The 26,945-nt window shown below is 67.0% G+C and carries 28 protein-coding genes; 19 read left to right on the top strand and 9 right to left on the bottom strand.

Annotated elements, in window-relative coordinates; genetic code table 11:
• Window positions 1–49 precede the first annotated feature (49 nt).
• The gene (locus IPI67_07555; GenBank protein ID MBK7580049.1) at window positions 50–2,254 is read left to right on the top strand and encodes a DUF2079 domain-containing protein; all 2,205 of its coding nucleotides are present in this window, start codon (window positions 50–52) and stop codon (window positions 2,252–2,254) included.
• Complete coding sequence (locus IPI67_07550) at window positions 2,251–3,213, top strand: flippase-like domain-containing protein (protein ID MBK7580048.1); 963 nt, start codon at window positions 2,251–2,253, stop codon at window positions 3,211–3,213. The genes IPI67_07555 and IPI67_07550 overlap by 4 nt, the downstream gene beginning before the upstream one ends.
• Before the next feature lie 61 nt (window positions 3,214–3,274).
• On the opposite strand, the gene IPI67_07545 is transcribed toward IPI67_07550, so the two are convergent.
• Window positions 3,275–3,874, bottom strand: coding sequence for a sterol desaturase family protein (locus IPI67_07545; GenBank protein MBK7580047.1), 600 nt, complete (start codon window positions 3,872–3,874; stop codon window positions 3,275–3,277).
• 115 nt (window positions 3,875–3,989) lie between these two features.
• Between IPI67_07545 and IPI67_07540 the strand changes: the two genes are divergently transcribed.
• A complete protein-coding gene (locus IPI67_07540) occupies window positions 3,990–4,736 on the top strand; it encodes a hypothetical protein (protein MBK7580046.1) in 747 nt (248 codons plus the stop codon).
• Window positions 4,737–4,822: 86 nt separating this feature from the next.
• Window positions 4,823–5,641 carry a PhnD/SsuA/transferrin family substrate-binding protein gene (locus IPI67_07535; protein ID MBK7580045.1) on the top strand — a complete coding sequence of 273 codons (819 nt, stop codon included), beginning with the start codon at window positions 4,823–4,825 and terminating at the stop codon, window positions 5,639–5,641.
• 20 nt (window positions 5,642–5,661) lie between these two features.
• Here IPI67_07535 and IPI67_07530 read toward each other — a convergent pair whose 3' ends face one another.
• Genes IPI67_07530 through IPI67_07520 form a run of 3 tightly spaced genes read right to left on the bottom strand, consistent with a single transcriptional unit; the run spans window position 5,662 to window position 8,126 of the window.
• On the bottom strand, window positions 5,662–6,537 hold the full coding sequence (locus IPI67_07530) for an alpha/beta fold hydrolase (GenBank protein ID MBK7580044.1): 876 nt from the start codon (window positions 6,535–6,537) through the stop codon (window positions 5,662–5,664).
• A 27-nt stretch (window positions 6,538–6,564) separates the two neighbouring features.
• Window positions 6,565–7,176 carry a class I SAM-dependent methyltransferase gene (locus tag IPI67_07525; protein MBK7580043.1) on the bottom strand — a complete coding sequence of 204 codons (612 nt, stop codon included), beginning with the start codon at window positions 7,174–7,176 and terminating at the stop codon, window positions 6,565–6,567.
• On the bottom strand, window positions 7,173–8,126 hold the full coding sequence (locus IPI67_07520) for a glycosyltransferase family 2 protein (protein ID MBK7580042.1): 954 nt from the start codon (window positions 8,124–8,126) through the stop codon (window positions 7,173–7,175). The genes IPI67_07525 and IPI67_07520 overlap by 4 nt, the downstream gene beginning before the upstream one ends.
• A gap of 188 nt (window positions 8,127–8,314) precedes the next feature.
• Here IPI67_07520 and IPI67_07515 point away from each other — a divergent pair, with 188 nt between their 5' ends.
• The 9 genes from IPI67_07515 to IPI67_07475 all read left to right on the top strand — a co-directional run bounded on the left by IPI67_07515 (window position 8,315) and on the right by IPI67_07475 (window position 15,673).
• Window positions 8,315–9,247 (top strand): ACP S-malonyltransferase, encoded by a 933-nt coding sequence (locus IPI67_07515; GenBank protein MBK7580041.1) that lies wholly within the window; start codon window positions 8,315–8,317, stop codon window positions 9,245–9,247.
• 92 nt (window positions 9,248–9,339) lie between these two features.
• Window positions 9,340–10,200 (top strand): SDR family oxidoreductase, encoded by an 861-nt coding sequence (locus tag IPI67_07510; GenBank protein MBK7580040.1) that lies wholly within the window; start codon window positions 9,340–9,342, stop codon window positions 10,198–10,200.
• A 2-nt stretch (window positions 10,201–10,202) separates the two neighbouring features.
• On the top strand, window positions 10,203–11,207 hold the full coding sequence (locus tag IPI67_07505; protein MBK7580039.1) for a ketoacyl-ACP synthase III: 1,005 nt from the start codon (window positions 10,203–10,205) through the stop codon (window positions 11,205–11,207).
• The gene (gene fabA, locus IPI67_07500) at window positions 11,204–11,803 is read left to right on the top strand and encodes a bifunctional 3-hydroxydecanoyl-ACP dehydratase/trans-2-decenoyl-ACP isomerase (protein MBK7580038.1); all 600 of its coding nucleotides are present in this window, start codon (window positions 11,204–11,206) and stop codon (window positions 11,801–11,803) included. The genes IPI67_07505 and fabA overlap by 4 nt, the downstream gene beginning before the upstream one ends.
• On the top strand, window positions 11,800–12,258 hold the full coding sequence (locus IPI67_07495) for a beta-hydroxyacyl-ACP dehydratase (protein ID MBK7580037.1): 459 nt from the start codon (window positions 11,800–11,802) through the stop codon (window positions 12,256–12,258). The genes fabA and IPI67_07495 overlap by 4 nt, the downstream gene beginning before the upstream one ends.
• Window positions 12,251–13,528 carry a beta-ketoacyl-[acyl-carrier-protein] synthase family protein gene (locus tag IPI67_07490; protein ID MBK7580036.1) on the top strand — a complete coding sequence of 426 codons (1,278 nt, stop codon included), beginning with the start codon at window positions 12,251–12,253 and terminating at the stop codon, window positions 13,526–13,528. The genes IPI67_07495 and IPI67_07490 overlap by 8 nt, the downstream gene beginning before the upstream one ends.
• Before the next feature lie 19 nt (window positions 13,529–13,547).
• A complete protein-coding gene (locus IPI67_07485) occupies window positions 13,548–13,796 on the top strand; it encodes an acyl carrier protein (GenBank protein ID MBK7580035.1) in 249 nt (82 codons plus the stop codon).
• 74 nt (window positions 13,797–13,870) lie between these two features.
• Window positions 13,871–14,467 (top strand): 4'-phosphopantetheinyl transferase superfamily protein, encoded by a 597-nt coding sequence (locus tag IPI67_07480; protein ID MBK7580034.1) that lies wholly within the window; start codon window positions 13,871–13,873, stop codon window positions 14,465–14,467.
• A 180-nt stretch (window positions 14,468–14,647) separates the two neighbouring features.
• Window positions 14,648–15,673 carry a methyltransferase gene (locus IPI67_07475; GenBank protein MBK7580033.1) on the top strand — a complete coding sequence of 342 codons (1,026 nt, stop codon included), beginning with the start codon at window positions 14,648–14,650 and terminating at the stop codon, window positions 15,671–15,673.
• Window positions 15,674–15,740: 67 nt separating this feature from the next.
• Here IPI67_07475 and IPI67_07470 read toward each other — a convergent pair whose 3' ends face one another.
• The 3 genes from IPI67_07470 to IPI67_07460 all read right to left on the bottom strand — a co-directional run bounded on the left by IPI67_07470 (window position 15,741) and on the right by IPI67_07460 (window position 18,512).
• Complete coding sequence (locus tag IPI67_07470; GenBank protein MBK7580032.1) at window positions 15,741–16,058, bottom strand: hypothetical protein; 318 nt, start codon at window positions 16,056–16,058, stop codon at window positions 15,741–15,743.
• Between the two features lie 81 nt (window positions 16,059–16,139).
• The gene (locus IPI67_07465) at window positions 16,140–17,660 is read right to left on the bottom strand and encodes a xylosidase/arabinosidase (protein ID MBK7580031.1); all 1,521 of its coding nucleotides are present in this window, start codon (window positions 17,658–17,660) and stop codon (window positions 16,140–16,142) included.
• Window positions 17,661–17,672: 12 nt separating this feature from the next.
• Entirely contained in the window at window positions 17,673–18,512 is an 840-nt protein-coding gene (locus IPI67_07460; protein ID MBK7580030.1) for a 1-acyl-sn-glycerol-3-phosphate acyltransferase, read from the bottom strand.
• A 183-nt stretch (window positions 18,513–18,695) separates the two neighbouring features.
• Here IPI67_07460 and IPI67_07455 point away from each other — a divergent pair, with 183 nt between their 5' ends.
• From IPI67_07455 to IPI67_07440, 4 genes are all read left to right on the top strand, one after another.
• Complete coding sequence (locus IPI67_07455) at window positions 18,696–19,799, top strand: hypothetical protein (protein ID MBK7580029.1); 1,104 nt, start codon at window positions 18,696–18,698, stop codon at window positions 19,797–19,799.
• Between the two features lie 261 nt (window positions 19,800–20,060).
• Entirely contained in the window at window positions 20,061–20,948 is an 888-nt protein-coding gene (locus IPI67_07450) for a carbon-nitrogen hydrolase (protein ID MBK7580028.1), read from the top strand.
• Window positions 20,948–22,042 (top strand): agmatine deiminase family protein, encoded by a 1,095-nt coding sequence (locus IPI67_07445; GenBank protein ID MBK7580027.1) that lies wholly within the window; start codon window positions 20,948–20,950, stop codon window positions 22,040–22,042. The genes IPI67_07450 and IPI67_07445 overlap by 1 nt, the downstream gene beginning before the upstream one ends.
• A 101-nt stretch (window positions 22,043–22,143) precedes the next feature.
• Window positions 22,144–22,746 (top strand): hypothetical protein, encoded by a 603-nt coding sequence (locus IPI67_07440; GenBank protein ID MBK7580026.1) that lies wholly within the window; start codon window positions 22,144–22,146, stop codon window positions 22,744–22,746.
• Here IPI67_07440 and IPI67_07435 read toward each other — a convergent pair.
• Entirely contained in the window at window positions 22,728–23,036 is a 309-nt protein-coding gene (locus tag IPI67_07435; GenBank protein ID MBK7580025.1) for a hypothetical protein, read from the bottom strand. The two genes, IPI67_07440 and IPI67_07435, sit on opposite strands and share 19 nt — an antisense overlap.
• 5 nt (window positions 23,037–23,041) lie before the next feature.
• The gene (locus IPI67_07430) at window positions 23,042–23,905 is read right to left on the bottom strand and encodes an SUMF1/EgtB/PvdO family nonheme iron enzyme (protein MBK7580024.1); all 864 of its coding nucleotides are present in this window, start codon (window positions 23,903–23,905) and stop codon (window positions 23,042–23,044) included.
• Between the two features lie 173 nt (window positions 23,906–24,078).
• Between IPI67_07430 and IPI67_07425 the strand changes: the two genes are divergently transcribed.
• Window positions 24,079–25,311, top strand: a complete 1,233-nt coding sequence (locus tag IPI67_07425; GenBank protein MBK7580023.1) for a hypothetical protein — start codon at window positions 24,079–24,081, stop codon at window positions 25,309–25,311.
• A gap of 14 nt (window positions 25,312–25,325) precedes the next feature.
• On the top strand, window positions 25,326–26,945 hold the full coding sequence (locus IPI67_07420; GenBank protein MBK7580022.1) for an MmgE/PrpD family protein: 1,620 nt from the start codon (window positions 25,326–25,328) through the stop codon (window positions 26,943–26,945).

The raw sequence follows: 26,945 nt of genomic DNA, 5'->3' as shown, positions 1-26,945 counted from the left end.
CCCGCAGCCTTGTCCTACATTCACCCCCAGGCGTGGTAAACGCCCGACAATGACCTCGGCGGACGACCGCGAGCCCGCTCCCCCGGCAGAGGGACCTGCCGAGCGCGAAGCCGTGGACGCCGAATCCGACGGGGTTTCGCCGGTGTCTTCAGCGGCCACGACCTCGACCGAAGCAGTGGCTTCGGCGGAAGGAGGGGCCGCATCGCTCGCCGCGACCCCCTCGCCCGATGACGAGAGCAAGGCCGCGTCGCCACCCGATGGGTCGAGCTCCGCACCGATCCCCGAGCCGGAGAAGGGTTACGCCGGACCGGGCCACCGGCTCGCGGTCATCGCGCGCAGCTTGTCGCTGAGTGCACTGCTCGCAGCGGCCGTTGCGCTGTGGGTGGTGTTTGCGTTCGGCAAGGCGTGGGTGCCGCCGTTCCTCGAAAAGAATCTGCTCGGCATGCCCGAGCGCATGTTGATGATCAAGACCACGCTGATCGCGCTCGGCGTCGGCACCGCCATCGGAGGTGCGCTGCTCGTGGCGGCTTGGCGAAAGAAGTGGGGCATCAACGCGGTCGAGCGAGTGCTGTGGTTCTTGTCACCGCTCCTGCTCTTGCCGCTCTTCCCCCAGGTGTTCCGGGCCAAACCTTGGGTGAATCGCCAGGACGTACTGGTCGTGTTGGTGCTCGCGCTCGCGCTCGTGGCGGAAGTGCTCGCGGTGCAGTCGCTCCGCTCGATCCCCGTTCGGGTCACTCGAGCGCTGGAGTGGGTGAGGCAGCGGGTTCCCGCATTCCTGAAACAGCACGGGCCGCTCCTGATCGTGGGCGCGGCGGTGGTCGCCTACGTGGCGTTCATGAGCTTCTACAACATCCGCTGGCACCACAAGCTGCGCACCCACAACTTCGATCTGGCCATCGACAACAACCTGATCTTCTCGGCCATGCGCGGCGCGCACATGCAGAGCACGGTCTCGTTCGGGGACAAGGCAAGCCAGTACCTGGCCGCTCACGCGAAGCTCGGCCAGTACGTGATCATGCCGGTCTACGCGCTCTACCCGAAACCCGAGACGCTGATCGTGATTCAGAGCGCGCTCCTGGGCATGGGCGCGCTGCCACTCTTCGGCATTGCCCGCCGGCGCGTCAGCCCCTGGATGGCCGTGGCCCTCGCCCTGGCGTACCTGGCCTACTACCCGCTGCACTCCGCGAACTTCACCGAGTCGAAGTACCTGTCGTTGTCCGGGTTCTTCGTGCTCTCGACCTACTGGGCCGTCGAGCGCAAGAAGTGGTGGCTGTTCGCACCCGCCTACCTGTGTGCCTCGTTGATGCGTGAGGACGTGCCGATCGGTCTGGCTGTCGGCGGTGCGTTTCTGCTGCTCTCTGGCTACCGGCCGAAGATCGGCGCTCTGATGGCGGTGGTGTCCAGCATCTGGTTCGTGATCTTGCGCTTCGTGATCATGGATAACGCCGGCTCCTGGTGGTTTCCGGACATGTACAAGGGACTGTACTCACCGGGCCAGACGGGTTTTGGCAGCGTGATCAAGACGCTGCTCACCAATCCCCTCTTCGTGCTGAACGAAGTGCTCGAGAAGGACAAGCTGCTCTACGTGTTGCACCTGCTCGTGCCGGTGGCGCTGCTGCCGCTCCGACGCTGGTACCTGTGGGCCGCGCTGATCCCGGGCACGGTGCTGACGCTGCTCGCGACAGACTACAAGCCGCTGATCGGTTTCTCGTTCCAGTACGCGATGCACTGGGTGCCGTATGTGTTTCTGGCAGCGACCCTCGCCCTCGGCAGCATGCTGGCGGAGGGTGAGCAGGGGCGCTTGCGGGCGCGCGCGGTGATCGGCGCGCTCGCGCTGGCGTCGGCGACGCTGTCTTACAACTACGGCGCCTTCGCCCGCCGCGCCGACAGCGTCAAAGGGGGGTACTTCGCCATCGACTTTGGTTATTCGGATGACGAGCGGGCTCGCTACGCGGCCCTCTTGCGGGTCATCGCTGCCATTCCCGCGGACGCCAGCGTGGTCGCGACGGAGAACATCGGCCCGCACGTCTCGAGCCGCCGCTACATGTACGCGATGCGGCGCGGCATCTACGACTGCGAGTACATGCTGGCCGCGAGGAACGAGCTCGATTTCGAGCAGACTCGCCAGCTCTTCACCGACGCCGTCAAGACCGGGAAGTATGGGGTCGTCGGCCGAGAGAATGACTTCGTGTTGCTCCGGAAGGGGCACGACGCGAAGGACAACGCCAAGTTGATCCAGGACTGGTCGTTGTGACGGAAGAGGGTGAGCCTCCGCCCGTCGTAGCTCCCGACACCGGACTGACGCGCTGGAAGCGCGCGCTGCGCCCGGTGATGCTCGTGCTCACGATCGCCTTCATCGCCTGGGCCTCCTGGGATCTGGCCCGCCGCTGGGAAGGGGGAAAGGTCGAGCTCGCGTGGGGGCTCGTGCTCTCGTCCGTGCTGCCCCTGATCGTGGGCGGAGTCATCCTGGCGGTCGCGTGGAAGGTCCTGCTCGAGCGCATGACGGGGCGCAGCGTGGCGTTCGGTCCGAGTGTCGCGCTCCACGCCGAGAGCCAGATGGCGCGCTACATCCCGGGCAAGGTCGGCATCCCGGTCGTGCGTATGGCGGGGGCAAAGTCTCTCGGTGTGCCTGCTGCGGTCGCTGGCTCGTCGGTGATCGTCGAGCTGATGTCGTTCGTTGCCGTCGGCAGCGCCGTCGGTTTTGCGTTCCTGACCTTGTTTGCCCACGGACAGTCCAGCATCACGGCGTTGCTCGGCCGTTTCGCGCCGGTCATCGTCGGCCTGCTCTCCGTGGGTGTGGTTCTGCTGGTGGTCATCGATCGCAGGCGTTACCCCGCGCGAGTCATGCGATTCATGCGCCTCGACGGTGAGGGGCCGCTCGTGCCTTGGCGCTTGCCGCTCTTGCACATCGTCTACTGGGGTACCTGGCTCGCGCACGGTTACCTGATCACCCGGGCGGCCGGTGCGGACGCCTCCGCAGCCTTGTCGATGACGGGGCTGTTCGTGATCGCTCCGATCGTGGGTTTCCTCGCGCTGGCTGCGCCCGCGGGCGCAGGAGTGCGCGAGGCGGTGCTCTCGGTCGGGTTGGTGCCGGCACTGGGTGCCGCTCCGGCGCTCGCTGCGCTGCTCATCTCGCGCGGGGCGACGCTGCTCGCGGATGTGCTGGTGTGGCTGCTCTCGAGACCGCTGCGCGCACGCGCTGCGAGCCCTTGACGCGCAGACCGCGCGATTGCGCGAATTGTTTCCCCGCCGCCCGCGAAACGCTTTCTGCGGCTCAGTTCGCCGAAGCCGTCGCCTGGGGCACGCTCGCGACCTCGTACTCGGCTGCATACTCGGGGCGCACGCTGCCGTGGTCATCGACGAGCCACGGTGGCACGTGACGCCGGGGCACGCGCAGCTTGCCGTGTTCCGCGTAGGTGCCGAACACCAGATCCCAGATCGGGCTGGTCACGCCGTGATTCGTTGCCGGGTTTGCGAAGTGGTGCGACAGGTGGTGTCTGCGCGCCCAGCGGCCGTAGGCGTGCGGTGGCGCGTGAGTGTGGGTGCGCCGATGCAGGAGCTCGTACCCCGCGTACGTGACGCCGAAGCCCAGCACGAACGACAGCGCGCGGCGCGGCCCGAACGCGAACGAGCCAACGGTGCCTACCGCAGCGAGGGCGACGGCTGCCGTCTTGGCCTTGCGGGCGGTGGGAGTGAAGTAGCGTGTGTCGGTGTGGTGGGCCTGGTGCTCCGAGCCAAAGTCACCATCGAAGAGGCCGGGCTTCTGATCACTCTTGCGCTGCCGTGGCGCGTGCCCGGCGAAACGGTGGAGTGCATATTCGGCGAAGCTCCAGGTGGCGGCGCCGGCGGCAAAAGCGACGGGAGAGAGCAGCATGGCGGGCGAATGGTGACACCAGCGCCGCCCTCTGCCCAGCCGAGACCGGCATGGATCTTTCAAGTAGCCGGGGAAACCACGTTTTATGGCCGCATCGCGGCACAAAGGTGAGCCAATGCCGACTGTCCTGTCATACCGAGCCTTGTTCCTGGTCCCCGCAGCCCTGCTCGCGCTCGCCGCGTGTGGCGGGTCCACTTCCAGCGACGGGTCCGGAACCGGGGGCGCGGCGGGAGCCGGGGGTTCGGGCGCCACGGGCGGTGGAGGCTCCGGTGGAGGATGCGACTACCAGGGCAAGAAGTACCCGTTCGGCGCCTCGTTCCCGGCTGGCGACGGCTGCAACACTTGCGGGTGCCTGGATGACGGCTCGGTGGGCTGCACCCTCGTGGATTGTGTGTCCGGTTGTGACTACGACGGCGTGCACTACAACCCCGGGGACAGCTTTCCCGCGAACGACGGCTGCAACAAGTGCACGTGTGAAGGCGGCGGTGCCGTGTCGTGTACCGAGATCGGCTGCGCCGCACCGTGTGTCTACGGGGGCAAAGCCTACCCGGTCGGCGACAAGTTCCCGGCCCTCGATGGCTGCAACACCTGCGTGTGTGAGAGCCCGAAGGTGGTCTCGTGTACGACCAAGGCGTGCCAGTGCGACCCCGCCAAAGAGTGGTGGAAGAAGTACGTCGCGACGGACCCAAAGACGTGCATGGTCATCGACTTCGCGTGTCCGCCGAGCACCAAGGGCTTCGAAAACCAATGCGGTTGCGGATGTGAGCAAGATCCGAGCTGCCCTCAGTTCATCGACTGCATGCCCCCATCGGACTGCACCGACCTCGTGAAGAAGTGCCCGTACTCCGGCGTCGCCTACTGAGGCGCTCGAGCCGGAAACCGTTGGCTCGCGTGTCAGCGTCCGGGGTCGCCAACTCCCCCCCGGTGGTTTAACCTCGGCTGGGGAAGATGAGCGACCAGGTCAGGATCGGCGTCGCGCGCAGTGTCGGGGTGACCCGCTTGCCGATGCACATGGTCGACGCCGCCGTGTCCCTCGCGCGCCTCGAACGATTGTCGCGCGCGCTCGGTCGAGTGCTCGGTTTGCCCGTCGAGCCGGTTCAGACTCGCAGCTACGAGCGCCTCGCTCACAGCCTCGACGCCGGTGAAATCGAGCTCGCGTGGCTTCCTCCCATCGCAGCGCTGCGGGCCGCGCGCGCAGGTCGCGCCGCGCCGCTGGTGGCACCGCTCCGGGGCGGGTCGGCCTCGATCCACACCGCGCTGTTTGCGCTCTCCTCATCCAAGCTCACAGTGGAGTCCGAGCTCGGGGGAGCCCGCGTGGCCTGGGTGGACCGCGCCAGCGCGGCCGGTTACGCCGTGGTTCGCGCAGCGCTGCGCGCACGCGGCCACGAGCTGACCAAGCTGTTCGCGTCGGAGTCCTTCGAGGGTTCCCACCAGGCCGTCGTGCAGGCGGTGGTCGAAGGCACCGCCGACGTGGGCGCCACCTACGTCCACCGCGATGCTGCCGGAGTCATGCTCAGCGCCGGCTGGGGCGAGACCCCGGCCCGGATCGTGTTTGCGCATGGCCCCATCCCCGCCGACGTGCTCGCCGCCAGCACGGAGCTCGAGCCGGCCGTCGCGCTGGCGATCAAGAGCGCGTTGATCGAGTCGAAGGACGAGGAGCTCACTGCCGCCGCGCGCGAGCTATTCGAAGCAGAAGGATTCGTGGGTGTCGACGCGAGTCATCTCGAGCCGCTCGACGCCATCATCGACCACTTCGACGCGACCTGAGCTCCCGCTCGGGCCACGCCTCACTCTCCAGGCGCGTGGTCCGCGAGAAACGCCAGCAGCGCACGTCGCAGCTCGGGCCGTCGAACCGCCTGGATGTGATCCGCACCTTCGATGACGTGGATCGTGTGATCGGGCACGGCGCCTCGCATCCGCTCGACGCCGAGCAGCATGGGATCCGCGCTGCCCACGATGCTGCACACGGGCACGGCGATCGTCTCGAGCTCGTTGCGCCCCAGGATCAGCCCCCCGAGACCGCGCACCATGGCGCCGAGCGCAGGGCCGTCGTTCAGATGACGGGTCATGACTCGGACCCAGGTCGTATGCAGCAATCCCGGCCGTTTTCGCGCTCCCCCGAGGGATCCCGACAGCGGCGGCACACCCCGGCCCGACTCCAGCGCGTCGGCGATGCCGCCCATGGCTCGGACAAAATCGCTGTCGTCCGGATCCTCCCAGCCCGCCCCGAGCGGCGACACCGAGAGCAAGCGCTCCGGATGAGCGACCGCGAGCTTCAGCGCGATGATGCCCCCGAGGGAGTAGCCGACCACGTGCGCCCGCTGGATCTTCAGGTGATCCAGCAAGGCCACCACGTCCTCCGCCATCAACGCGCCATACTCCGCCGGGTCGTGGGGTTTGTCGCTCAGCCCGTGGCCACGCAAGTCGAGAGCGACGACCCGTCGGTACTTGGCCAGCGACTGGGTCAACCCGACGAGGCGCCAGTTGAGATCGGCGTTCACCGCGAACCCGTGGAGCAAGATCACGGGCGTCCCGTCGCCCTCGTCCGTGAAGTGCAGACGCACGCCGTCGTGGTCGAAGAAGCTGCCCTCGACCCTGCGCGTGAAGCGATACGCTGCGGCCGCGGCGGCGGCCAGGAGCAGGAGCACGAGGACCGGCGGCATCAGGTGGCTCGCATCAGTTCGCCCCGCTCACGCTCTGGGGCTCCCGAGGGCGAGCAGCCAAGGATAACTTCGAGTCATGCGCATCACGTCCACGTGCCGTGAGATCAACCTCTCGAAGCGCCGACCGGTGAAGAGCTGAAGGTGCTCCGGATCGTTCCCGAGTCGCGTCAGGTTCTTTCCTCGCAGCAGGTTGGAGAGCAAGAACCAAGGCTCGTGGGGCACCGTCAAGAGCACGCGCTTCGGCGCCAGGCGCATGATGGCCGCGAGGGCGCGGTCCGGGTCGTCGACGTGCTCCAGCACCTCGGCGCAGAGCACCAGGTCGTAGCGGCCCGGGAGCTGTCCGACGTCGTAGATGCTCGCCGCGTGGGTCTTGATGCGCGGGAACTTCGCGCGCAGGCGCGCCAGATCCTCTTCGTGCACATCGACGCCGGTGAAGCTCTTTTCCGGCAGCTTCTCGCTCAGGTACCCGGAGAGGAAGCCCTCGCCGACACCAATCTCGAGCACCGACTGAAGCGGGCCGGCCTCCAAGAACAGCGCGTGGACCCGGGTCACGAAACGCCGGATGAGCTCACGCTGAACCGGGTTCTTGGCGCGATACTTCGGTGTCTCGAAGCGGTCGAAGTAGCTGTCGGGGATCACTCTTCGCTCGCTCCGCGCTCGAACCCCGAGCTGCGTTTGACCACGAAGGGCACGTCCGGTCGTGAGTGGACCATCAGCTCCGCGATCAAGCCGGTCGCCAAGATCTGCACGCCGACCAAGATCAACAGCACACCCAGGCTGAGCAGCGGGCGATGCCCGATGGCCTCGCCCATCAGCTTCACGCCGACCAGGTACGCACACACGGCGAACCCAGCAAACAGGGTGGCGGTGCCGATGGCCCCGAAGAAGTGCGCCGGTCTGCGCTCGTATTTCATCAAGAAGACGACCGTCATCAGGTCCATCAGCCCCCGGAAGAAGCGGCTGCCGCCGAATTTCGTCTCGCCGTGTTTCCGAGCGTGGTGTTCCACCACGATCTCACCGACGCGGAAGCGTTTCCAGTGCGCCAGCACCGGCACGAAGCGATGCAGGTCGCCGTACAGCCGGACGTTCTCGAGCACGGCCTTCTTGTAGGCCTTGAAGCCGCAGTTCACGTCGTGCAAGTGGACACCGGTCGTGCGGCGCACCATCCAGTTGAACACCCGCGACGGGATCACCTTGGTGAACGGGTCGTTGCGTTTCTGTTTGTAGCCGCTGACGACGTCGAAACCCTCGTCGAGCCTCGCGAGGAAGCGGGGGATCTCCTTGGGATCGTCCTGCAGATCCGCGTCGAGCGTGAAGACGATGCGGCCCCGCGCCTGTCCGAAACCGGCGGCCAGCGCGGCGCTCTTGCCGAAGTTCCCCATCAGCTCGATCAGGCGCACGTTCGGCTGCTCTTCGACCAGTTTCAGGATCTCGGCCACCGAGCCATCGGTGCTGCCATCGTCGACGAACACGAGCTCGAACGTCTCGCCCTCGGGCAGCACTGGCAGCGTCGCGTCGCGGATGCGCTCGAACAGCTCGCGCAGGGTCTTTTCCTCGTTCAAGAACGGAATGACGAACGAGATGGCGATGACCGCGGGCGAGGACAAGGCGGGGGCATGCTACTCCGGACGGCGCTTGGTGATCCGTGCGAAGCGCCAGCCCGGGCGGGGAGCGGGTCGCGCCCCGGAAAAATCCTGGTCCCGCCCGCGCTTCGGCCGCCTGCCGGGAAAACTAGGTCGTCAGCCCGCGCCCGGGTCGTGCTACGGCCGGGGGGCCGATGGGCGAAATCACGGTCGTCTTTCCAGGCCAGGGGTCACAACGCGCGGGCATGGCGCGGGACTTCCATGACGAGTTCCCGCTCGCCCGTGAGGTGTTCACGGAGGCCAGCGATGCACTCGGGTTCGACGTCGCGAAGCTGTGTTTCGACGACGACCCGCGGCTCGATCTGACGGAGTTCACCCAGCCCGCGATCGTCACGGCAGAGCTGGCCATGCTGCGCGTCATCCAGAGCGAGTGGGGTCTCGCGCCGACGGCTTTTGGCGGTCACAGCCTGGGTGAGTACAGCGCGTTGTGCGGCGCCGGGGTGCTCCCCCTCGCACAGGCGGTGCGCCTGGTGCACCGGCGTGGTGCGCTGATGCAGGCTGCGGTCCCGGTGGGCGCGGGGGCGATGAGTGCGATCGTTGCTGCGCGCGTCGTCGAGGCGGGCATCGACGAGCTGATCGCCGATCTCGGGGTCGATGTCGCCAACCTGAACTCCCTCGATCAGCTGGTGATCTCCGGGCCCACGTCCGGGGTGGAAGCCGCCGAGGCGCGCATCGTGGGCAAGCTCTCCCCCGGTGCACACGAGGTCATTCGGCTGAACGTCAGCGCGCCGTTCCACTCGCGTTTGATGCGCGGCATCGAGGCCGAGTTTCGGGCCGAGCTCGAGGCCGCCGCGCCGCACATGAAGGTGAGCTTCGCAACCCGGGTCAGCTCGAACTTGCGGGGGGGCTTTCACGCGGGAACCCTCGATGATCTGCTGGCGGCACTGACGGGACAGATTTCAGGTACGGTCGACTGGTTGGCCAACATGCGTGTCCTCTCCGCCAATGCCGATCGCATCGTCGAGATCGGTCCCAACCGCCCACTCAAGCGCTTCTTCGGCACGCTGGGCGTGGAGATCACCTCGATCATCAGCGTGAAGACCGCCCGGAAGGGCCTGGCCTCGTGAGCCTCGCCTTCGACCGCGCGCACTTTGCGCTGATCCTCGGCGGCTCGAGCGGTTTCGGCCTGGCGACGGCGCACAAACTCGCGCGCCACGGCATGAACATCGCGATCGTGCACCGAGATCGGCGCGGCGCGATGGCGGGCATCGAGCCCGAATTCGAGAAGCTCCGCGCGACCGGCGTCGACTTCGTGGCGCACAACCTGGACGCACTCGCGGACGACGGCCGCGCGAAAGTGCTCGACGAGCTGACCGCGCGCATGGGCCCAGAGCGGCGAGTCCGTTTGCTGATGCACTCGATCGCCTACGGCAACCTCAAGCTCGTGGGGCCCCTTGCACCGGCGCACGGTCAGGCTGCTGGCAAAGCGCGCGCGCGTCTGGCCGAGCGGCTGGGAGTCGCCGAGGCTGCCCTCGGTGAAGCCGTGGATGCGCTCGTTGCCGAAGGGGAAGCGGGCGACGCACTGCTCCACCTGGCGTCGCCACCGCCGTACGACCCGGACGCACGGCTCGAAGACGAGGACTTCGCCCGCACCGTCCACAGCATGGGCACGAGCCTCGCGACCTGGGCACAGGCTGTGTTCGCGCGCGGGCTCTTTGCTGCCGACGCCCGGGTCATTGGCATGACCAGCGAAGGGAACGAGGTCGCCTGGCGCGGTTATGCCGCCGTGTCCGCCGCGAAGGTCGCGCTCGAGTCGGTCTCGCGTTCGCTCGCGCTCGAGCTGGGACCGTTCGGCGTGCGCTCCAACGTGGTGCAAGCGGGGGTGACGGACACGCCTGCGCTGCGGCTGATCCCCGGGAGCGCTCGGATGAAGGCTCACGCGCGACTGAAAAATCCCATGGGGCGGCTGACCACGCCGGCAGACGTCGCGGATTTCATCGCTCTGCTCTGCACCGACGAAGCGCGCTGGGTGAACGGGGCGCTGATCCGCGTCGACGGCGGCGAGCACATCGCGGGGTGAAGGTGGCAGAGCTCTTCCTCCACGCGCTCGGCCATTTTCACCCGGAGAACGTGCTCGACAACCGCTTCCTCGAGGAGCTCGACATCGGCACCACGAACGAGTGGATCCTCGAACGCGTGGGCATCCGCGCTCGCCGCACCGTGCTGCCGCTCGACTATTTGCGCGCGACCAAGAACAGCGACGTGCGGGCCGGCCAGGAAGCAGCGCTCTACTCCAACGTCGAGACCGGTCGCCGGGCGGCGCTCCACGCGCTCGAACGGGCCGGCCTGAACGCCAGCGACATCGGCATGGTCGTGGCCGGTGGGTGTTGTCCCGAAATGCAGATCCCGGCCGAGGCCTGTCGGATCGCTCAGGCTCTGGGCATCGAGGTCCCGGCCTTCGATCTCAACTCTGCGTGCTCGAGCTTCGGCGCCGATCTGCACGTGCTCGCTTCCATGAGCGGGCTGCCGCGCTTCGTTTTGGTCGTGAATCCGGAGAACACCACCCGCAGCGTCAGCTACGCGGATCGCGCGACGGCGGTCCTGTGGGGTGACGCCACCAGCGCCGCCATCGTCTCTGCCGACGAACCCGCCCGCGCGCGCATCGTGCAGACCTCCCTCGCGTCGTCCCCTGCAGGAGCAGGTACGGTCACGATCCCCCGTTTTGGACACTTTGCTCAAGACGGCAGCGCCGTGCAGCGTTTTGCCATCAAGACCACCCAGAGCTGTCTCGAGGCGCTCTTGCCCGATGCCCGCGCGCGCCAGACACAGACGGGCGGTCGGGTGCATTTCATTGGCCACCAGGCGAACCTCCTGGTGCTCGAGGCCGTGGCGCGCCGCGCCGCGCTCGGGCAAGACGAGCAGTGGCACAACGTCGTCGATTTCGGCAACACCGGCGCGGCGGGCGCGCCCAGCGTGTTATCTCAGCGCTGGGAAGAGCTCGAGCCGGGCGATACTGTGCTGGTCGCCGTCGTCGGCTCGGGGCTCACCTGGTCGAGCCTGCGCATCGACATCGGACAAGAGCCATGATCACTTACGCCGAGTTCTTGCAGCGCACGAGCTTCACCCAAGAGGAGCTCCTGGCGATCTCCCAGGGCAACCTGGTGGACGACCCGCCCGCCGAGTTCATCCGCCTGCCCACGCCGCCCATGCTGATGGTGGACCGGGTGCTCGAGATCACCCGCACCGGTCCCCGCGGCCGCATCGTGGGGGAGCAGGACATCCGCCACGACGACTGGTTCTTCCACTGTCACTTCCGCGGTGACCCGGTGCAGCCCGGCTGCCTCGGGGTCGACGCCGTCTGGCAGCTGGTTGGCCTGTACATCGCCGCGGCCGGCGCGCCGGGCTCGGGTCGCGCACTCGGTTGCAAGGAGGTCGAGTTCGCGGGGCAGATCCGGCCTTTCAACAAGGTCGTGCGCTACGAGATCGACATCCGCCGATTCTCGCAGCTCAAGGAGTCGGGCTCCGCGGTGGCCATCGGTTCGGCCAAGGTGCTCGTGGACGGCGAGCTCATCTACACCGTGAAGGACGCGAAGGTCGGCATGTTCCTCGGCATAGCTTACCCCGACTACCCTGCGCGCTCGGCCAACAGCGTCGGCGGGATCATGGACCGGAGTGAGGCATGACCCTGAGCGCGGAAGACGTGCTCGCGCTCATCCCGCAAGCCCGGCCGTTTCGTTTCATCGATCGGCTGGTCGAGCTCACCGAGAGCCGTGCCGTGGGGGAGTACACCTTTCGGCCTGATGAGAGCTTCTACGCCGGACACTTCCCCGGAGATCCGGTGACGCCGGGGGTGATCCTGATCGAGACGATGTGTCAGACCGGGCTCGTGGCGCTCGGCATCTACCTGCTCGGGCTCGAGGTCCCGCGGGACGAAGTCGCAAAGACGGTCACGCTGTTCACCGATTGCCAGGTGGACTTCGAGCGCATTGTGCGACCCGGCGAGACGGTGCGGGTGGAGGCCGAGAAGGTGTTCTGGCGGCGCAGAAAGCTCAAATCGAACGTGGTGCTCACGCTCGCGAGCGGCGAGGCGGTGGCCAAGGGCACGGTGTCGGGCATGGGAGTGATGCGCGATGGCTGAGCGACGAGTCGTGGTCACGGGCTTGGGTGTGCTCGCGCCCAACGGGCATGGTCTCGACGCCTTCGAGCGCGCGCTGCGCCATGGCGAGAGTGGCATCCGTCTCGTGCCGGAGCTCGCGGAGCTCAAGTTCGGGTGTCAGGTCGGGGGAGTCCCACAGGGCGTCGAACAACTGCAGTCCAAGTACCTGTCGGACGAAGAGCTCTACGCGATGAACCCGAACATGATCTACGCGGCCATCGCCGCCATCGACGCCTGGGTCGACGCGGGTCTGGCGCGGATCGCGACGGACGCCGAGCCGGACTGGAACACCGGCGCCGTGCTCGGGACGGGCATCGGCGGCATCGACACCATCGCCGAGAAGCTCGCGCCCAAGACCGACGCCGGCAAGGTCGCGCGCCTCGGCAGCACCATGGTCGAGCAGATCATGTCGAGTGGGAACAGCGCGCGCGTGGCGGGGCTGCTCGGCCTGGGGAACCAGGTGACGACCAACTCCAGCGCGTGCAACACCGGCACCGAAGCCGTGGTCGATGCGTTCCTGCGCATCCGCGAGGGTCGCGCCGAGCGCATGCTGGCGGGTGGCTCCGAGGGTCACTCGAAGTACATCTGGGCCGGGTTCGACGCGATGAAGGTGCTGAACCGCAGCAAGAACGACGCGCCCGCCGAGGCCTCACGGCCGATGTCGGCGAGCGCGGCCGGGTTCATTCCCGGCTCCGGCGCGGGTGTCTTGATGCTGGAGAGCCTGGAGAGCGCGCGAGCGCGAGGCGCGCGCATCTGGGCGGAGCTGCTCGGCGGTCACGTGAACTGCGGCGGACACCGGATGGGCGGCAGCATGACTGCGCCGAACCCCGAGAGTGTGCAGCGCTGTATCCGTGGCGCCGTGGCCATGGCCGGCGTTCAGGCTCGGGACATCGAGCTGATCAACGGGCACCTGACGGCGACCTTCGCCGATCCCCACGAGGTCGAGAACTGGCGCGCCGCCCTCGGGGTGAAGGCCGGGGAGCTGCCGCTGATTCAGTCGACCAAGTCCCTGATTGGCCACGCTCTGGGCGCGGCCGGTGGCATCGAGTGTGTCGCGTCGGTGCTGCAGGTCGCCCGAGGATTTGCCCACGGCTCGATCAATTGCGAAGATCTGCACCCGGGGCTAGAGCCGTTTGCCAGTCGAGTCGTGCACCAGACGCGAGAGATGCCAGAGCTCTCGGTGGTCGCCAAGGCCAGCTTCGGTTTTGGTGACGTGAACGGCTGTGTGATTTTCAAGAAGTATTCCGAGTGAGGAGCCTGAAGTCATGTCGATGTCGGAAGAGCAAGTGTTCGAGAAGGTCGTGGCCATCATCAAGCCCTTTGCCAAGGCGCCCGAGGCCCTGGCAAGCGCGAACATGGACACTTCCATCTTGAAGGATCTGAAGGTGAACTCCGCGCGCCTGGTGGACGTGGTGCTCGAGATCGAAGACGCCTTCGAGATCGAGGTGAAGGACGAGGACGCCGACAAGGTGAAGACCATCGGGGACGCCGTGCGGTTGATCCTCGCGGGCGCCGGGTGACACCCGGGCCCGGCGCGGTGCTGCTTGAAGGGCCGGGGGCTCGGTTGGCCGAGCCGAGCCCGAGCCGCGGCGCGATGCTGCTGGGGCTCGTCGGCAACGACATCGTCGATCTCGCGGACCCCGACAATCGCGCGTCGTTTGCGCGGCCGGGCTACGTCGAGCGGGTGCTGACGGCAGGCGAACGGCGCGCGCTGCACGAGTCTGCGGAGCCCGAGCGTTTCTTCTGGAGTTTGTTCGCTGCCAAGGAGGCCGCGTACAAGCTGCTGGTCAAACTCGGCGAGACGCCGGGCCTCTCGCATCGAAGGCTGGAGGTCTCGCCCGAGCTGCGCGAGGTTCGTCATCGGGAACTGGTCGTCCGCATCGATTTGACGCACGGCGAGACCTGGGTCCACGCGCTCGCGCATTCCGGGCCGCGCTCACCCCGCGTCGAGGTCTCGACGCTGTCACCTCATGCCCACGCGAGCGCGGCCGGCCGCGCCCTGCTGTGTCGCATGGCCTGCCAAGCTCTCGGGTTTGCTCTCGCAGAGCTCAGCATCGAACGCCGACCCTCCAGCGTGAGCTTCGACGGCTTCGAGCCCCCGCGGTTGTTCGGCCGCGGCGCGCCCACCGGAGCTGACGTAAGCTTGTCGCACGACGGCCGCTTCGTGGCGGCGGCGCTGGCGGCGCGATGAGGTGAGCGACGAGCTCGCGCTGGCGCAAGCGCACGCGGCCCGGTCGCGCTGGGCGGCGCAGCGCGCGACCGAGGAGAGGCCGACTCCCCCCCTTGCAACCGCACCGGGGCCAAGTCTAGCTTCGTCGTTTCGGTCTTGGTTGGGGGAGCTGTTCAGCCACCCGAGACCATCGGAGGCTACATGGATTCACACGTCACACCCGAAAAGATCATGCAAGTTGGGATGGGCTTCATGGCATCGAAGGTCCTGCTCTCGGCGGTCGAGCTCGACCTGTTCACGGTGCTCGCGACCGAGCCCCTACGCGCGGCTCAGATCGGCGACCGACTTGCGCTCCACCCACGCGCGCTCCACGACTTCCTCGACGCGCTGGTCTCCCTCGGGCTCCTGGCCCGCGAGGGGAACGGAGCCGCCGGCGTCTACACGAACACCGCGGAGACCGGGATGTTCCTGGTCAAGAGCAGCCCAGCCTACCTTGGCGGATTGCTCGAGATGGCGAACGCGCGCCTGTACCCGTTTTGGGGAGATCTGACTCCCGCTCTCAAGACCGGCGAACCGCAGAACGAAATCAAGCACGGCAAAGGCAACCTGTTCGCGGAGCTCTACGCCAACGAGGAGCGGCTGGAGCAGTTCCTTCGGGCGATGCAGGGCATTCAGATGGGGAACTTCATGCTGCTGGCGGAGAAGTTCGACTTCTCGAAATACAAGACGTTCTGCGACGTCGGCGGCGCCAACGCGACGCTGGCCAGCCTGATCGCCATGCGCCATCCGCACCTCGCCTGCATGTCCTTCGATCTGCCGCCGGTGGCTCCCGTCGCGCGGCGCCACGTCGAGGCCATGGGGGCATCGGGTCGTGTCAAGCTGGTGGAAGGGGACTTCTTCACGGACCCGTTGCCGGAAGCCGACGTCCTGACCATGGGCAACATCCTCCATGACTGGGACGAGGACCAAAAACGCGCGCTCATCACCAAGGTGTTCACAGCGCTTCGGCCGGGCGGGGCGTTCATCGCTGTCGAAAACGTGATCGACGACGCACGTCGGACGAATACCTTCGGGCTCTTGATCTCGCTGAACATGTTGATCGAGACCCCCGGCGGCTTCGACTACACCCAAGGTCAGTTCGCCGGGTGGTGCAAAGAGGCCGGGTTCTCCCGCACCGAGTTCGTGCCGCTCGCCGGACCGGCCAGCGCCGCCATCGCGTACAAGTAGCGGGTGTTTCGCTCAGCGCGGTCCCGGACGAACGGTGCGTTCCGGGGTCGCGCGGGAACCCTCGCTCTCACCAGTGACGATGACTCCACCACCGGTAACAAAGCGGGCCGGCTGGCACGAGCAGAACGAGCACGCCGAATGCCTTGTAGCTGAGGCTCCACGCCACCTGGGGAAAAATGATGATGCCGAGCACGAGCGCCAACACGAGGTAACCCACCAGCGCTGCAGTCCAGAGGGGGTTCCTCGGCGGCTCGGATTCAGCTTCAGGCTCGGGCTTGGGCTCGGGCTCCGGTTCGCCAATGCTCGCGCCACACCGCAAACACAGCTTCAGCCGCGGCGGATTCTCCCAGCCGCACGCGCCGCAGTACACCCCCGGGTCGGGCATCGAGCGCAGTATCGCACTTTCGGGCGACCTTGACCGCGGCGTCTGGACCGAACGGCTCGATGGTGGCCGGCCGTCGCGTGCTCACGGGCTGATGGGCAACGTCGGCGTCAGCGCGATCTCTCCCCGCAACATCTGACTGCCGGCGCCCGCGACGCGTAGATACCAGTCGCTCGGTAGCTTCTGACCGTCGGCGTCGAGGGTGACGAAGCTGCCCTGCGCGGGGGCGTCGGCGGCGGTCGCCGCCAGCTTGAACATGGCCGTGCCCTCGTCGACCTCGTCGAACATCGCGCCGTAGAGCATGTCGTTGCCGGCGCCGATGGCGTTGTAGACCTGGCGCCACCAGAACGCTCCGCCCTTGCGCGGGATCTGGTTGAGCGCACCGCCGTTCAGGTTCTTCCAGGAAAAACCAGGGAAGACCACCGGCAGGTAGTCGATGCCCTTGGCCTTCGTCACCAGCAGATCCGGCGCGATCTTGTTCTGTTTGAAGTTGTCCGCCCCGGCGTTGTCCGCGTAACGGCCCACGGCCCAGGGGCTCACCACGTCGAACGAGGTGTACACGGCGGCCCAGGCGGGATCGGTCTTCGAGTCGCTGTTCAACGTGCGCCAGTTGGTCGGCACTCCGCCCATCAGGGTCACCTGCTGGTTCGCCGGGGCGCCCGACTTGAACCACGAGATGAGCGCGCTTGCTTCGGCCGCGCTGCCCGGGCGATCCGTGAACCCAAGACCCCAGATGGCGAGCAGGGGTTTGCCTTTGTGCTTCAGGTAGCGATCGCTCGCCGTGACCTTCAGCCCATCGACCAGATGAGCCCAGTCCTTCTTGATGTCATCGACGAAGGTCGACGCCGATGCACCGGAGATGTCGTACATCATCACGAAGGTGCGTCCGTGGGCCTCGGCACCGGCGCGGGCGTTTTGCGCGACCTGGTCGCGGAACGCCAAGAACTTCGGATCCGAGAGCTCCGACAGAAACCGTTGCAAGAACACACCGTCGATGCCGGCGTCCTTCATCCACTTGAAGTGCCGGACGACGGTCTTCTGTGGATACGCCGAGTAGAGCTGTGCCTTCTTGTTACCCGCATAGGTGAGCTGAGTGTCGAACAGCTCGTCGGCGTCCAGCTCACTCGTGTCCGGCCACATGTCGACAGTTAGCTCGGAGGCGGCAGGCGTTTGTGATTTGAACCAATGCACCCAGCGGTTCGGCGGCGAGCCATCTCCGGGGCAGAGGAACCAGCCCTGGTAACCGAACATCAGCTTCTTGGTGAGGGTGGTTGCGTCGATGATCGGTGCGGTGCCACCCGTGCCGCCGGCACCACCAGCACCGCCGGTCGCAGCCGTGCCGCCCGCGCCGGCAACCCCGCCGCTTGCACCGCTTCCGGCGACCCCACCGCTGCCGCCAGCGGAGCCTCCCGCACCGCCACCGCCGCCAAGCCCCGCGCCGCCTCCCACGCCACCGCTGCCGCCCGCACCGCTGCTGCCGCCCGCGCCGCCGCTGCCTCCAGTCTGTGCGCCCCCGGCGCCGCCGCTACTGGAAGTCCCGGTCTCCTCTACCGAGCACGCGGTGAGGGCGACGACAGCCAAACAGTAAACGAAGCGCTCGAGCATCTCGTTCTTTTATCACTGACTCGTTGGCCGCTCACCGAGCTGCCGTGATCGTTCGGCTTTCTCCAGCGCGGCGAGCTCACCAATCAGCTCGAGCACCCGGCGTCCAACCGAGATCTGCGCTCGCAGTCGCTGAGGATCGGCGTCGAGCAGCTCGCCGAAATCCACGGGCTCCCCGAAGGCGATGATGATGGGCGGGCCGCTCCCGTCCAGGGTCGAGCGGCACTCCCGGACGAAGTCGTTGCTCATGCCGTTGACGAACACTGGAATCACGATCGGTTTCGCCGCAAGTATCACCCGTTCGAAGCCCTGTTCGGCGGGCAAGAGTGCGTAGGGGTCGTCGCCCTTGTTGCGTGTGCCCTCGGGGTGAATGCCCACGACGGTTCCGCACTTCTGCAGCTCGGCTGCCAGGAAATCCAGCCCCACCCGCGTCACCCCGCGCTTCTCGCTCTCGCGGTACACCGGTGGATACATGGAGAGGCCGCTGGCCACCGCGTTGGTCAAGATCCCGAGCGGATGGTCGTACCAAAACTGAGAGCGCACCGGGAAGAATGCCCGCTCACACCAGGTCACGTGTTTGTGGAGGTGTGTGAGCACCATGTACATGTCGAAGAAGCTGCGGTGGTTCGCCGCCAGCAGGACGCCCCGGTCGGGCTTCAGGCGTGTCATCGCCTCGAGCCCGAGCAACGTCATACGACGCTCCGAGACCAGGGTCATCCAGCGGCCGGTCACTGCCTCGTTGAAACGTCGAGCCAGTGCCTTGGCTCGCGGCGTCTCGTTGACGAAGCTGCCGATCCGGAGCGCCGTCCGCTCGAAGCGGCTGAGCGATGACAGATCGGTGTCGGTGACGCGCACGGTCTCTTGGTAGAGAAGCCCGCTACCCGAGGCAACGCCATTGTCTCGGGGCCTGCCCAGGCGTCAGCGCCCGTTGACGAAAGGTCACAAACATCACGTGAACTCGCGGTTTGTCCCCCGGATGAATTGCGGCGAAACGACCGTATTTCGCGGCGGCACGTCAATTGCTATGAATTGGGGGCCATGCGAAAGCTCATTGGGTTGCTCGGGTCCACTGTGTGCGTTTCCCTCCTGCTCGGCGCCTGCGGGGGCGACAGCGACAGCGGGCTAGGTAGCAAGGACGTACCGATCGACGACGTTCCGAAGCTGTACGCCGACGCCGTCTGCAAGGTGAGTGAGAAGTGTCTGGCCGGGCTGGCCGAGGTATTTTCGGGCGGGGAGAGCTGCCGGGGTAACTACGAGACGGCCATCGGCGAAGAGCTACCGCGGATCAAACAGGCCATCGAAGCCGGACGTGTCGTCTACGACGGGAAGAAGCTCGATGCCTGTCTGAGCGCAATCGCAAAGCGGGACTGCGGCGCCAGCGGCGAACCCGCGGAGTGCACGGCCGCGATCGACGGCACGGTCGCGGAGGGCGGAGATTGCCAGCTCGACGCCGAGTGCAAGGGTGGCAATGCGTACTGCAAGGTCGGCGCGAGCTGCCCGGGCAAGTGCGCCCCGAAAGAGCTGGCGGGCGGCCCGTGCAAGAATGAGTCGGACTGCGCCGGGGATCTGAAGTGCTCGGAAACGACGCAGAAGTGTTTCGTTCCGGCGACCCTCGACCAGGCCTGCGAGGGAGGCGGCACGGCTCCGGAGTGCGGAGGGAGTTTGTTCTGCATCGGCAGCGAGGACGAGGCCAAGAAGACCGGCACGTGCAAACCGTTCGATCAGGCGTTCTCTGGCAAGAAAGGTGAGCCGTGTTTCTTCAACGGCGCGCCTGCTTGCACCGCGGATCTGCGCTGCATCGTCGAGAGCTACGACGCCACCGCGGGCAAGCTCGTCACGGCGTGTGGTACCGGGTTTGCTGCGGGCGCGGCCTGCAAGGTTGCGATCCCGGATGCGTGCCCCATCGACCAGTTCTGCAAGGTGCCAAAAGACACCATCGACGGCACGTGCACGCCCAAGCCGAAGGCCGGCGAGCCGTGTGAACCGCAGTTCGACAACTTCGTGTGTGCTGCCGGCACGCGCTGCGAAGACGGCAACTGCCGCCCGCTGCAGAGCCTCGGCGCCCAGTGCAGCGTCGACGACGTTTGCATCAGCGGCAACTGCTTCAACGGCGGTTGTGCGCCAAGCGGCGGCTGCACCTGAGCTGGAGCCGGCGGCGTGGGCGTGCGCCGGAGCCGGCGGCGCGGACGTGAGCCTGCCTGGAACCGGCGCCGCCCGCTCGCGTCGCCTGCTCGCGCTTGCGCTGGAGCGAGCTCCGCCCGCTCGCGTCGCCTGCCTGCGTCGCCCACCAACGCGCCCTAGCGGACGCATTCTGGGAAAGGCGCGCGGCTCCACGCGAGCGCCGGACCCGCCGCGAGCCAGCGGGTTCCCCGGCCGCTCGGGTTCGGTTAGCGTTCGGCGGCCATGCTCAAGCAGACGCTGAAGGTCGGCATCGTGCAGATGTCGACGGTGGAGGACAAACAGACCAACCTCGACAAGGCGCTCGCACAAGTGCGCCACGCCGCGAGCCGCGGGGCGCAGATTGTCTGCCTTCAGGAGCTGTTTGCTTCGCCCTACTTCTGTCAGGTCGAGGACGCGGCGCTGTTCGAGCTCGGGGAGCCCATCAACGGTCCCACCACGAACGCCGTCGCCGCGGTCGCGAAGGAGACCGGAGTCGTCGTGCTGTCGAGCATGTTCGAGCGGCGTGCGCCGGGCCTGTACCACAACACCACCGTCGTGCTCGGCCCCAAGGGTGAACAGCTCGGTGTCTACCGCAAGATGCACATCCCGGACGACCCGCTGTTCTACGAGAAGTTCTACTTCACACCCGGCGACCTCGGCTTTCTGTGTGTCGACACCCCGTTCGCGAAGGTCGGCCCGCTGGTGTGCTGGGACCAGTGGTATCCCGAGGCCGCACGCCTCACGGCGCTCGCGGGCGCGCAGATCTTGTTTTACCCGACAGCCATCGGCTGGCATCCCGGCGAGAAGCCGACTCATGGCGCGGCCCAGCTCTCTGCGTGGCAGACCATGCAGCGCAGCCACGCCATCGCCAACGGAGTGTTCGTCGTTGCCGTGAACCGCGTCGGGCACGAAGGCGCGGCGAACGCCGGGCTCGAGTTCTGGGGACACTCGTTCGTGTGTGATCCAGCGGGTGTGGTGCTGGCCGAGGCCGGCGCGGGCGAAGAGACGCTGGTGGTCGAGCTCGATCTCGCACGCATCGAGGAGCAGCGCCGGGGCTGGCCGTTCCTCCGCGATCGCCGCATCGACGCCTACGCCGGGTTGCTCCAGCGTTATCTCGACCGAGGCTCCTGATGGCAGCAACTCGCAAGAGCCCGCGTCCCGCCGCGCCGCCGGTCGCAAAGTCGCCGCTGCGCATGCCGGCGGAGTGGGAGAAACACGCGGCGACCTGGCTGGCCTGGCCGCACAACGCCTCGGACTGGCCCGGCAAGGGCATGATGCTCGAGTGGGTGTTCGTGGAGATGGCACGCTGGCTCTCACGACACGAGCGCGTGCGTTTGATCGTGACCAATCGCGTCGGCCACGCTCGCGCCAAGGAGAAGTTGCGGGCCGAGGGCGTGGACCTGTCGCAGGTCGACTTCGTTTTTGCAGCGACCAATCGCTCCTGGACGCGCGACTTCTTGCCGACCTTCGTGCTCGCCGCCAAACGCCGCCGGGTTGCCATCAAGTGGCAGTTCAACGGCTGGGCTCGTTACCCGGACTTCGAGCGGGACGACAGCGCTGGCGTTGCCATTGGGGAGCGCTTCGCGGATTCCATGCTGTGCCCAACCTACCCGCGTCACGGAAAAGCGGCGCGGGTGGTGCTCGAAGGCGGCGCCATCGACGTCGACGGCGAGGGCAGCCTGCTCGCGACCGAGCAGTGCCTGCTGACCGGCCCACGCGCGCGCAATCGTGCGCTCGGGCGTGATGGTACGGAGCGCATCTTGCTCGAGAGCTTGGGTGTCTCGAAGGTGTTGTGGCTTCCGGACGGCATCGAGGGCGACGATACCAGCGGCCACATCGACGACTTCGCGCGCTTCGTGGCGCCCGGTCGCATCTTGCTCGCCCAGGAAAAGAATCGGCGCGACCCGAACCATCGCATCTTGGCCAAAGCAGCCGAACGCCTGCGCGGTGCCACGGATGCCCGTGGCCGCAAGCTCGAGGTCATCCCGCTGCCGATGCCCGAACCCGTCGTCTTCTCGGGGCAGCGCTTGCCCGCGAGCTACGCCAACTTCTACCTCGCGAACGGCCTGGTCTTGGTGCCGACCTTCAACGACAGATTGGACGGCGCCGTGCTCGGCTTGATGCGCGAGCTCTTCCCCAAGCGAGACGTCGTCGGCATCCACTGCCGGGATCTCGTGCTCGGCCTCGGCACCTTGCACTGCAGCACACAACAAGAGCCGGCGTAGGCACGCCAGCTCGACGTTTTTCAGAGCCCGAGCTCGAGCGTGGAAGCGGGGACTCGCCCGGCTCTTCCCACGACCGCGACCGCTGAGCTAGCCTGCTCGCCATGCGTCGAACTCGCTGGTTGGTGGTCGCGCTGATGTTGCTTTCTCTCCTCGCCTGCAAGAGCGGCAAGAAGGGGCGCTCGTCCCTGCCGCCCGAGCCGACCACTGCGCCGGTCAAACAGCAGTTTCGCCCGAGCGCAGCGCTGCTCGAGAAAGTCTGCGAGGGCGCCGGCGTGCCCTCCATCGAGCCGCAGCCGCGGGACAAAGCCAGCGCGGCGCTCTTTGTGCGTGCGGAGCCGGGCGGCAAGCTGGAGTACAAGGCCTACGAGGACTTCGTGGCCAACCGGGAGACGCTCGCCGTCAACCTCGAGGACGCTTCGGTCGTGGTCTGCCTGGACGTGACCAAGAAGAAGAAGCTCAAGACTTGCTCGATGAAAGCAATGGACCCGACCAAGGGCGGAGGCACGCTGAACACCTACAGCTACGAATACGTGGTCACGCTGCGCGAGACGAGCACGGGCAAGGTGCTCAGTGAGCAGAAGAAGACCCGCGTTGACGACAAGTGCCCAGACTTTCACGCCTTCAAGAAATCCGAGGAAGACCTCGAGCTGCCGTACGAGGTCAGCGCTGGGCTAGCGGTGTACAACTACCGCGCCGGGAAGTGATCGCGCGCACCGCGCGCTGCCCGGCCAACCTCCGCGTGCACCACCGCCGGGGTCTGCAGCTTCGACAGTGCGCTCACACATGCCTGGGCGGCCTCTCGGCTCGGCGACTCGATCGTCACATGTTCCCCGTCGAACACGGCGTGGTTCACGTGAGCGAGCGCCTCTCCGAGGGAAAGCCCCAGGTGCGACATCAGCGTGCGGATCACCGCCACCGTGCCGACGCTGACCGGCCCGCACAGATCCGGTTCGATGCGGAGCGTGACGACAGACCTCGTGTCCGCGGTGGTCACCGGGGTCAGCGATCCTTCGCGCAACGGAAGCCCAGCGTCACGTCGCGGTAGGTCGACGCACGCGAGGCGCGTTTCTTCGGGCGGAGCTCGTCCTCTTTCACACTCTCCCAGTTGCCACCGCGGACCACCTTCTTCGAGGCATCCGCCGCCGCGGCTCCGTAGGCCCCGTACGCCGTGCTGGTCCACTCCGTGAGGTTGCCCGCGAGATCGTGAAGCTCGAAAGCGCCGGTCGTCTTGCTCCCGACGCGGCATGGCGCCCGGCGATTCCAGCAGGTGTTTTCGTCGGAGGGCAGGGAGGTGCCCCAGGGCCACGCAAGTTTGTCGTCGCCCCCGGAGGCCGCCCACTCCCACTCGGGTTCGGCTGGAAGACGCGCACCCTTCCACGCGCAGTAACGGCTCGCGTCGTCGAAGCTCACGCAGCTCGCGGGGAGGTCAGCGTTGTCCGAGAGGTTTGCACTGCAGAGGGCGCTCTGTGCTTTGTGCTCCGCCTCGGGCAATGCCGACAGCAGTCGCACCTCCTTCGGTAACGCATCACAGGCTTTGTTCTTGGCACACGACTGATAGTCCGCCACGGTCACCTCGTGCGTGGCGAGGCAGAACTCGGCAACCGCAACCTTGCGCGCGGGGTGTTCATCGGCGCCGCCGCTGCCGGCGGGTGAGCCGAGCCAAAGCTCTCCGCCCGCAACCAGAACCATGCCCCGCGGACACGGTCCATCCACCGCGGCCGACTCATCCGGTGGGGCGGATGGTTTCGCGGTCGCTGCAGGTGCTGCTGGTGGCGCCGGCGGCGATGCGACCGGGGGTGTGCCGCAAGCAACAGCAAAGCCGAGCCCACTCAGCACGGCCACGGAGTTCGATAATTTCCGCATGACGTCGGGAGTTTCGACAACCCCTGAGCGTTTGGTCAAGGCGCGCGAACACCGCGAGATTTTGGCGCTTTCATCCGGGCGCCGGCTTGACTCGGGAAAATCGTTGCCAGTTAGTTGAAAACATTGGGGCCCTAGGTCACGTTGGGGCCCGACTCATGCAAAGTGCCTCTCACATGCTGCGACGGGCGACCGGCTTCTTGGCCCTGGCGTTGGGGCTCGGCCTCACGCTGCCCGCCTTCGCCGCCCCGAGCGAGTCACCCAAGACGGCCAAGGCCGGCAAACACAAGTCCAAGTCCAAGCACCGCGGCAAACACGCCAAGCAGGCGCCCAAGGCCGAGAAGAAGCGGGCAAGAGACAAACGCGCCGAGGCCATCGCAAGAGCCGACAAGAAGAAGTCGGCCAGCGACGCCAAGGTGGCTGCCAAGGCCAAACCCGCCGCCGACAAGCCGCTGGCCAAGGCCAAACCCGCCGAGGGTGCCGGGGCTGACGGCTCGAAGGCAGACAAGAAGGACAACCACGAGGCCAACTGGGTAGTTCAGAAGCCGACGGCGGCGACCCAGACTCAGAAGTCGGCAGAGGAGCGCGGCATCAACCCGTGCAACACCCCCGACAAGGGCTGGGGCGTCTACGACAAGTGGAGCCGCGCGCCGTCGATGGGCCAGATGATCTCGCCGGGCAAGGGCGGCATCGCCTCGAACGGTGGGTTCGACGTGGTGTTCCACTTCCACGGTCACGAACCGGTCCGCAAGGAGTGGACGCAGGTGATGGACGGCGCGGTCCTGGTTGGAATCGATCTCGGGATCGGCTCTGGACCGTATGCCTCGACATTCTCCTCGCCCGAAGCCTTCAAGAAGCTGGTTGACAGCGTCGAGAAGGCGATGGCGGACAAGACCGGCAAGAAGAACGCTCACGTGCGACACGTCGGCCTGTCCGCGTGGAGTGCGGGTTATGGCGCGGTCGGTGAGATCCTCGGCCAGCCCTACGCAAAGAAGCTCGTCGACACCGTGATCCTGCTCGACGGCCTCCACAGCGGCTACTCCGGCGACTCGCTGAACGAGCTCCAGCTCCAGCCCTTCGTCGACTTCGCCAAACAAGCCGCAGGCAAACACGGCTTCATGTTCGTGAGCCATTCGTCGATCATTCCGCCGGGCTACGCATCCACGACGGAGACCGCGAAGTTTCTGATCGAGAAGGTCGGCGGCCGACCGCGCAAGACCAAACCGCGCGGCGCCGATCCCATGGGTCTCGACCTGAATTCCCGCTTTTCGAAGGGGAATTTCCACGTGCGTGGCTACAACGGCAACGACAAGATGGACCACTGCGCGCACATCGGACTCTTGCGCGACGTGCTGAAGGTCCACGTGAAGCGGCGCTGGGACTCTCCCAAGGGTCACGCCAAGAACTGACGAGCCGCGCCCCCATGTCGGTCGTCGAGGAGCTGGCGGAGTTCGTCTGCGGCCTCGGTTACGACGATGTTCCAGCGCGGGTCCGGGAGCTGACGAAAGCGCAGACCGCGAGTGTGCTCGCCGCCATCTTCGCCGGTCAGCACAGCGTGGACGCGGCCGCAGTGAAGAGCGCTGCACTGACCTTTCGACCATCGGGTGAGGCCCGGGTGATCCCGACCGGTGAGCGTGTCGGCGTGCGCGACGCGATCTTGATCAACAACGCCTACTCGATGGCGCTCGACTACGACGACTACCTGTACATGGGTCACACCGGCCACTCCGCCGTGCTGGTGGCGCTGGCACTGGGGGAGGCCGAAGGTCATTCGGCCAGAGACGTGCTCACCGCGCAGGTGGCCGGCAACGAGATCGGCGGGCGGGTCGGCGCGAGCGCCGTGCTCGGGCCCCAGAACGGGCAGGCCTGGAGCTTCATCCACGCGATCATCGGGGCGGTCGTGGCGTCGAAGCTCTGGAAGCTCAGCCGCGCCGAGACCGCCCACGCGCTCGCCATCGCGCTCTATCAACCGACGTTCACCCTGTGGCCCGGGTTCATGGGGCCGGGGAGCAAGGTCCTGACGTCGGCGCACCCGAGTGTGGTCGGGGTCGAAGCAGCGGCCTTCGCGCGGGCGGGCATGACCGGGGCGCGGGAGATCTTCGAGCATCGGCGCAAGGGATTCTGGGCTTCGTTCACCTATGCCCCGCTACCCAAGATGCTGGGTGGCCTCGGGGAAGCGTGGGTCAGCGACACGCTGGCCTTCAAGCGTTACCCGGGCTGTGCGTACATCGACACGACGCTCGATGCGTTGTTCGCGGCGCTCGCCGAGTTCCGGCACGAGCGGGGTCGTGCCCTCGCCCCGGAGGAGGTGCGGCGCATTGTCGTCGATGCGAGCCTGCTCACGGTCGAGATGGACAATCTATCGAGTGAGCACGTGCACGCGGATGAGCCGCTGTCGCCGGTGAACATCAATTTCTCGATCCCGTTCAACGTCGGCATTGCCATTGCCGCAGGGAAACACGACGGCGCGGCGCTCGCGCAGACGGAGCTCGACGCGCGGGCTGTACTGATCCGTGAGCTTGCTGCCAAGACCGAGCTTCGGCACGACTGGGGCATGTCCCTGGCGGTCGTGCGTGCGTTCGATGGGGTGCTCGGCGGTGGTGGGGTGATGGCCGAGCTTCGGCCGAGTCAGGCGCTGGCGATCTTGGCGGGCTACCAGCGGCAGCTCGGGGGAGCGAAACGAACCGGGGTACGCCCCGCGGCGCTGATGGGGGAGTGGAGCGCGATCTCGAGGATGCTCCGAGCGGCTCGCCGGCGCGCGTCGTCGGGCGTGGCGGGCAGCCGGGACTTCACGGGGTTCCGCATGGTGTTCCCGGCTGAGGTGACGCTCGAGACGAACGACGGGCGCTCTCATCGTGCCCGCAAGGACGTGCCCCTCGGCGCGCCGGGCCTGGAAGGGCGCGCGGCGGTGGCCCACGACAAACTCGTGCACGAAGCTCAGCCCCGACTCTCGCCCGAGGGTGCCGCGCGTCTGTCCGAGTGTGTCAGGAACCTCGAACTGGCACCGATCGCGGCGCTAGTGGACGCCGCGTGTGGCAGGTGA

The organism is Myxococcales bacterium, from assembly GCA_016706225.1.
GTDB lineage: Bacteria > Myxococcota_A > Polyangia > Polyangiales > Polyangiaceae > JADJKB01.
This window is presented reverse-complemented; position numbering and strand designations above follow the sequence as displayed.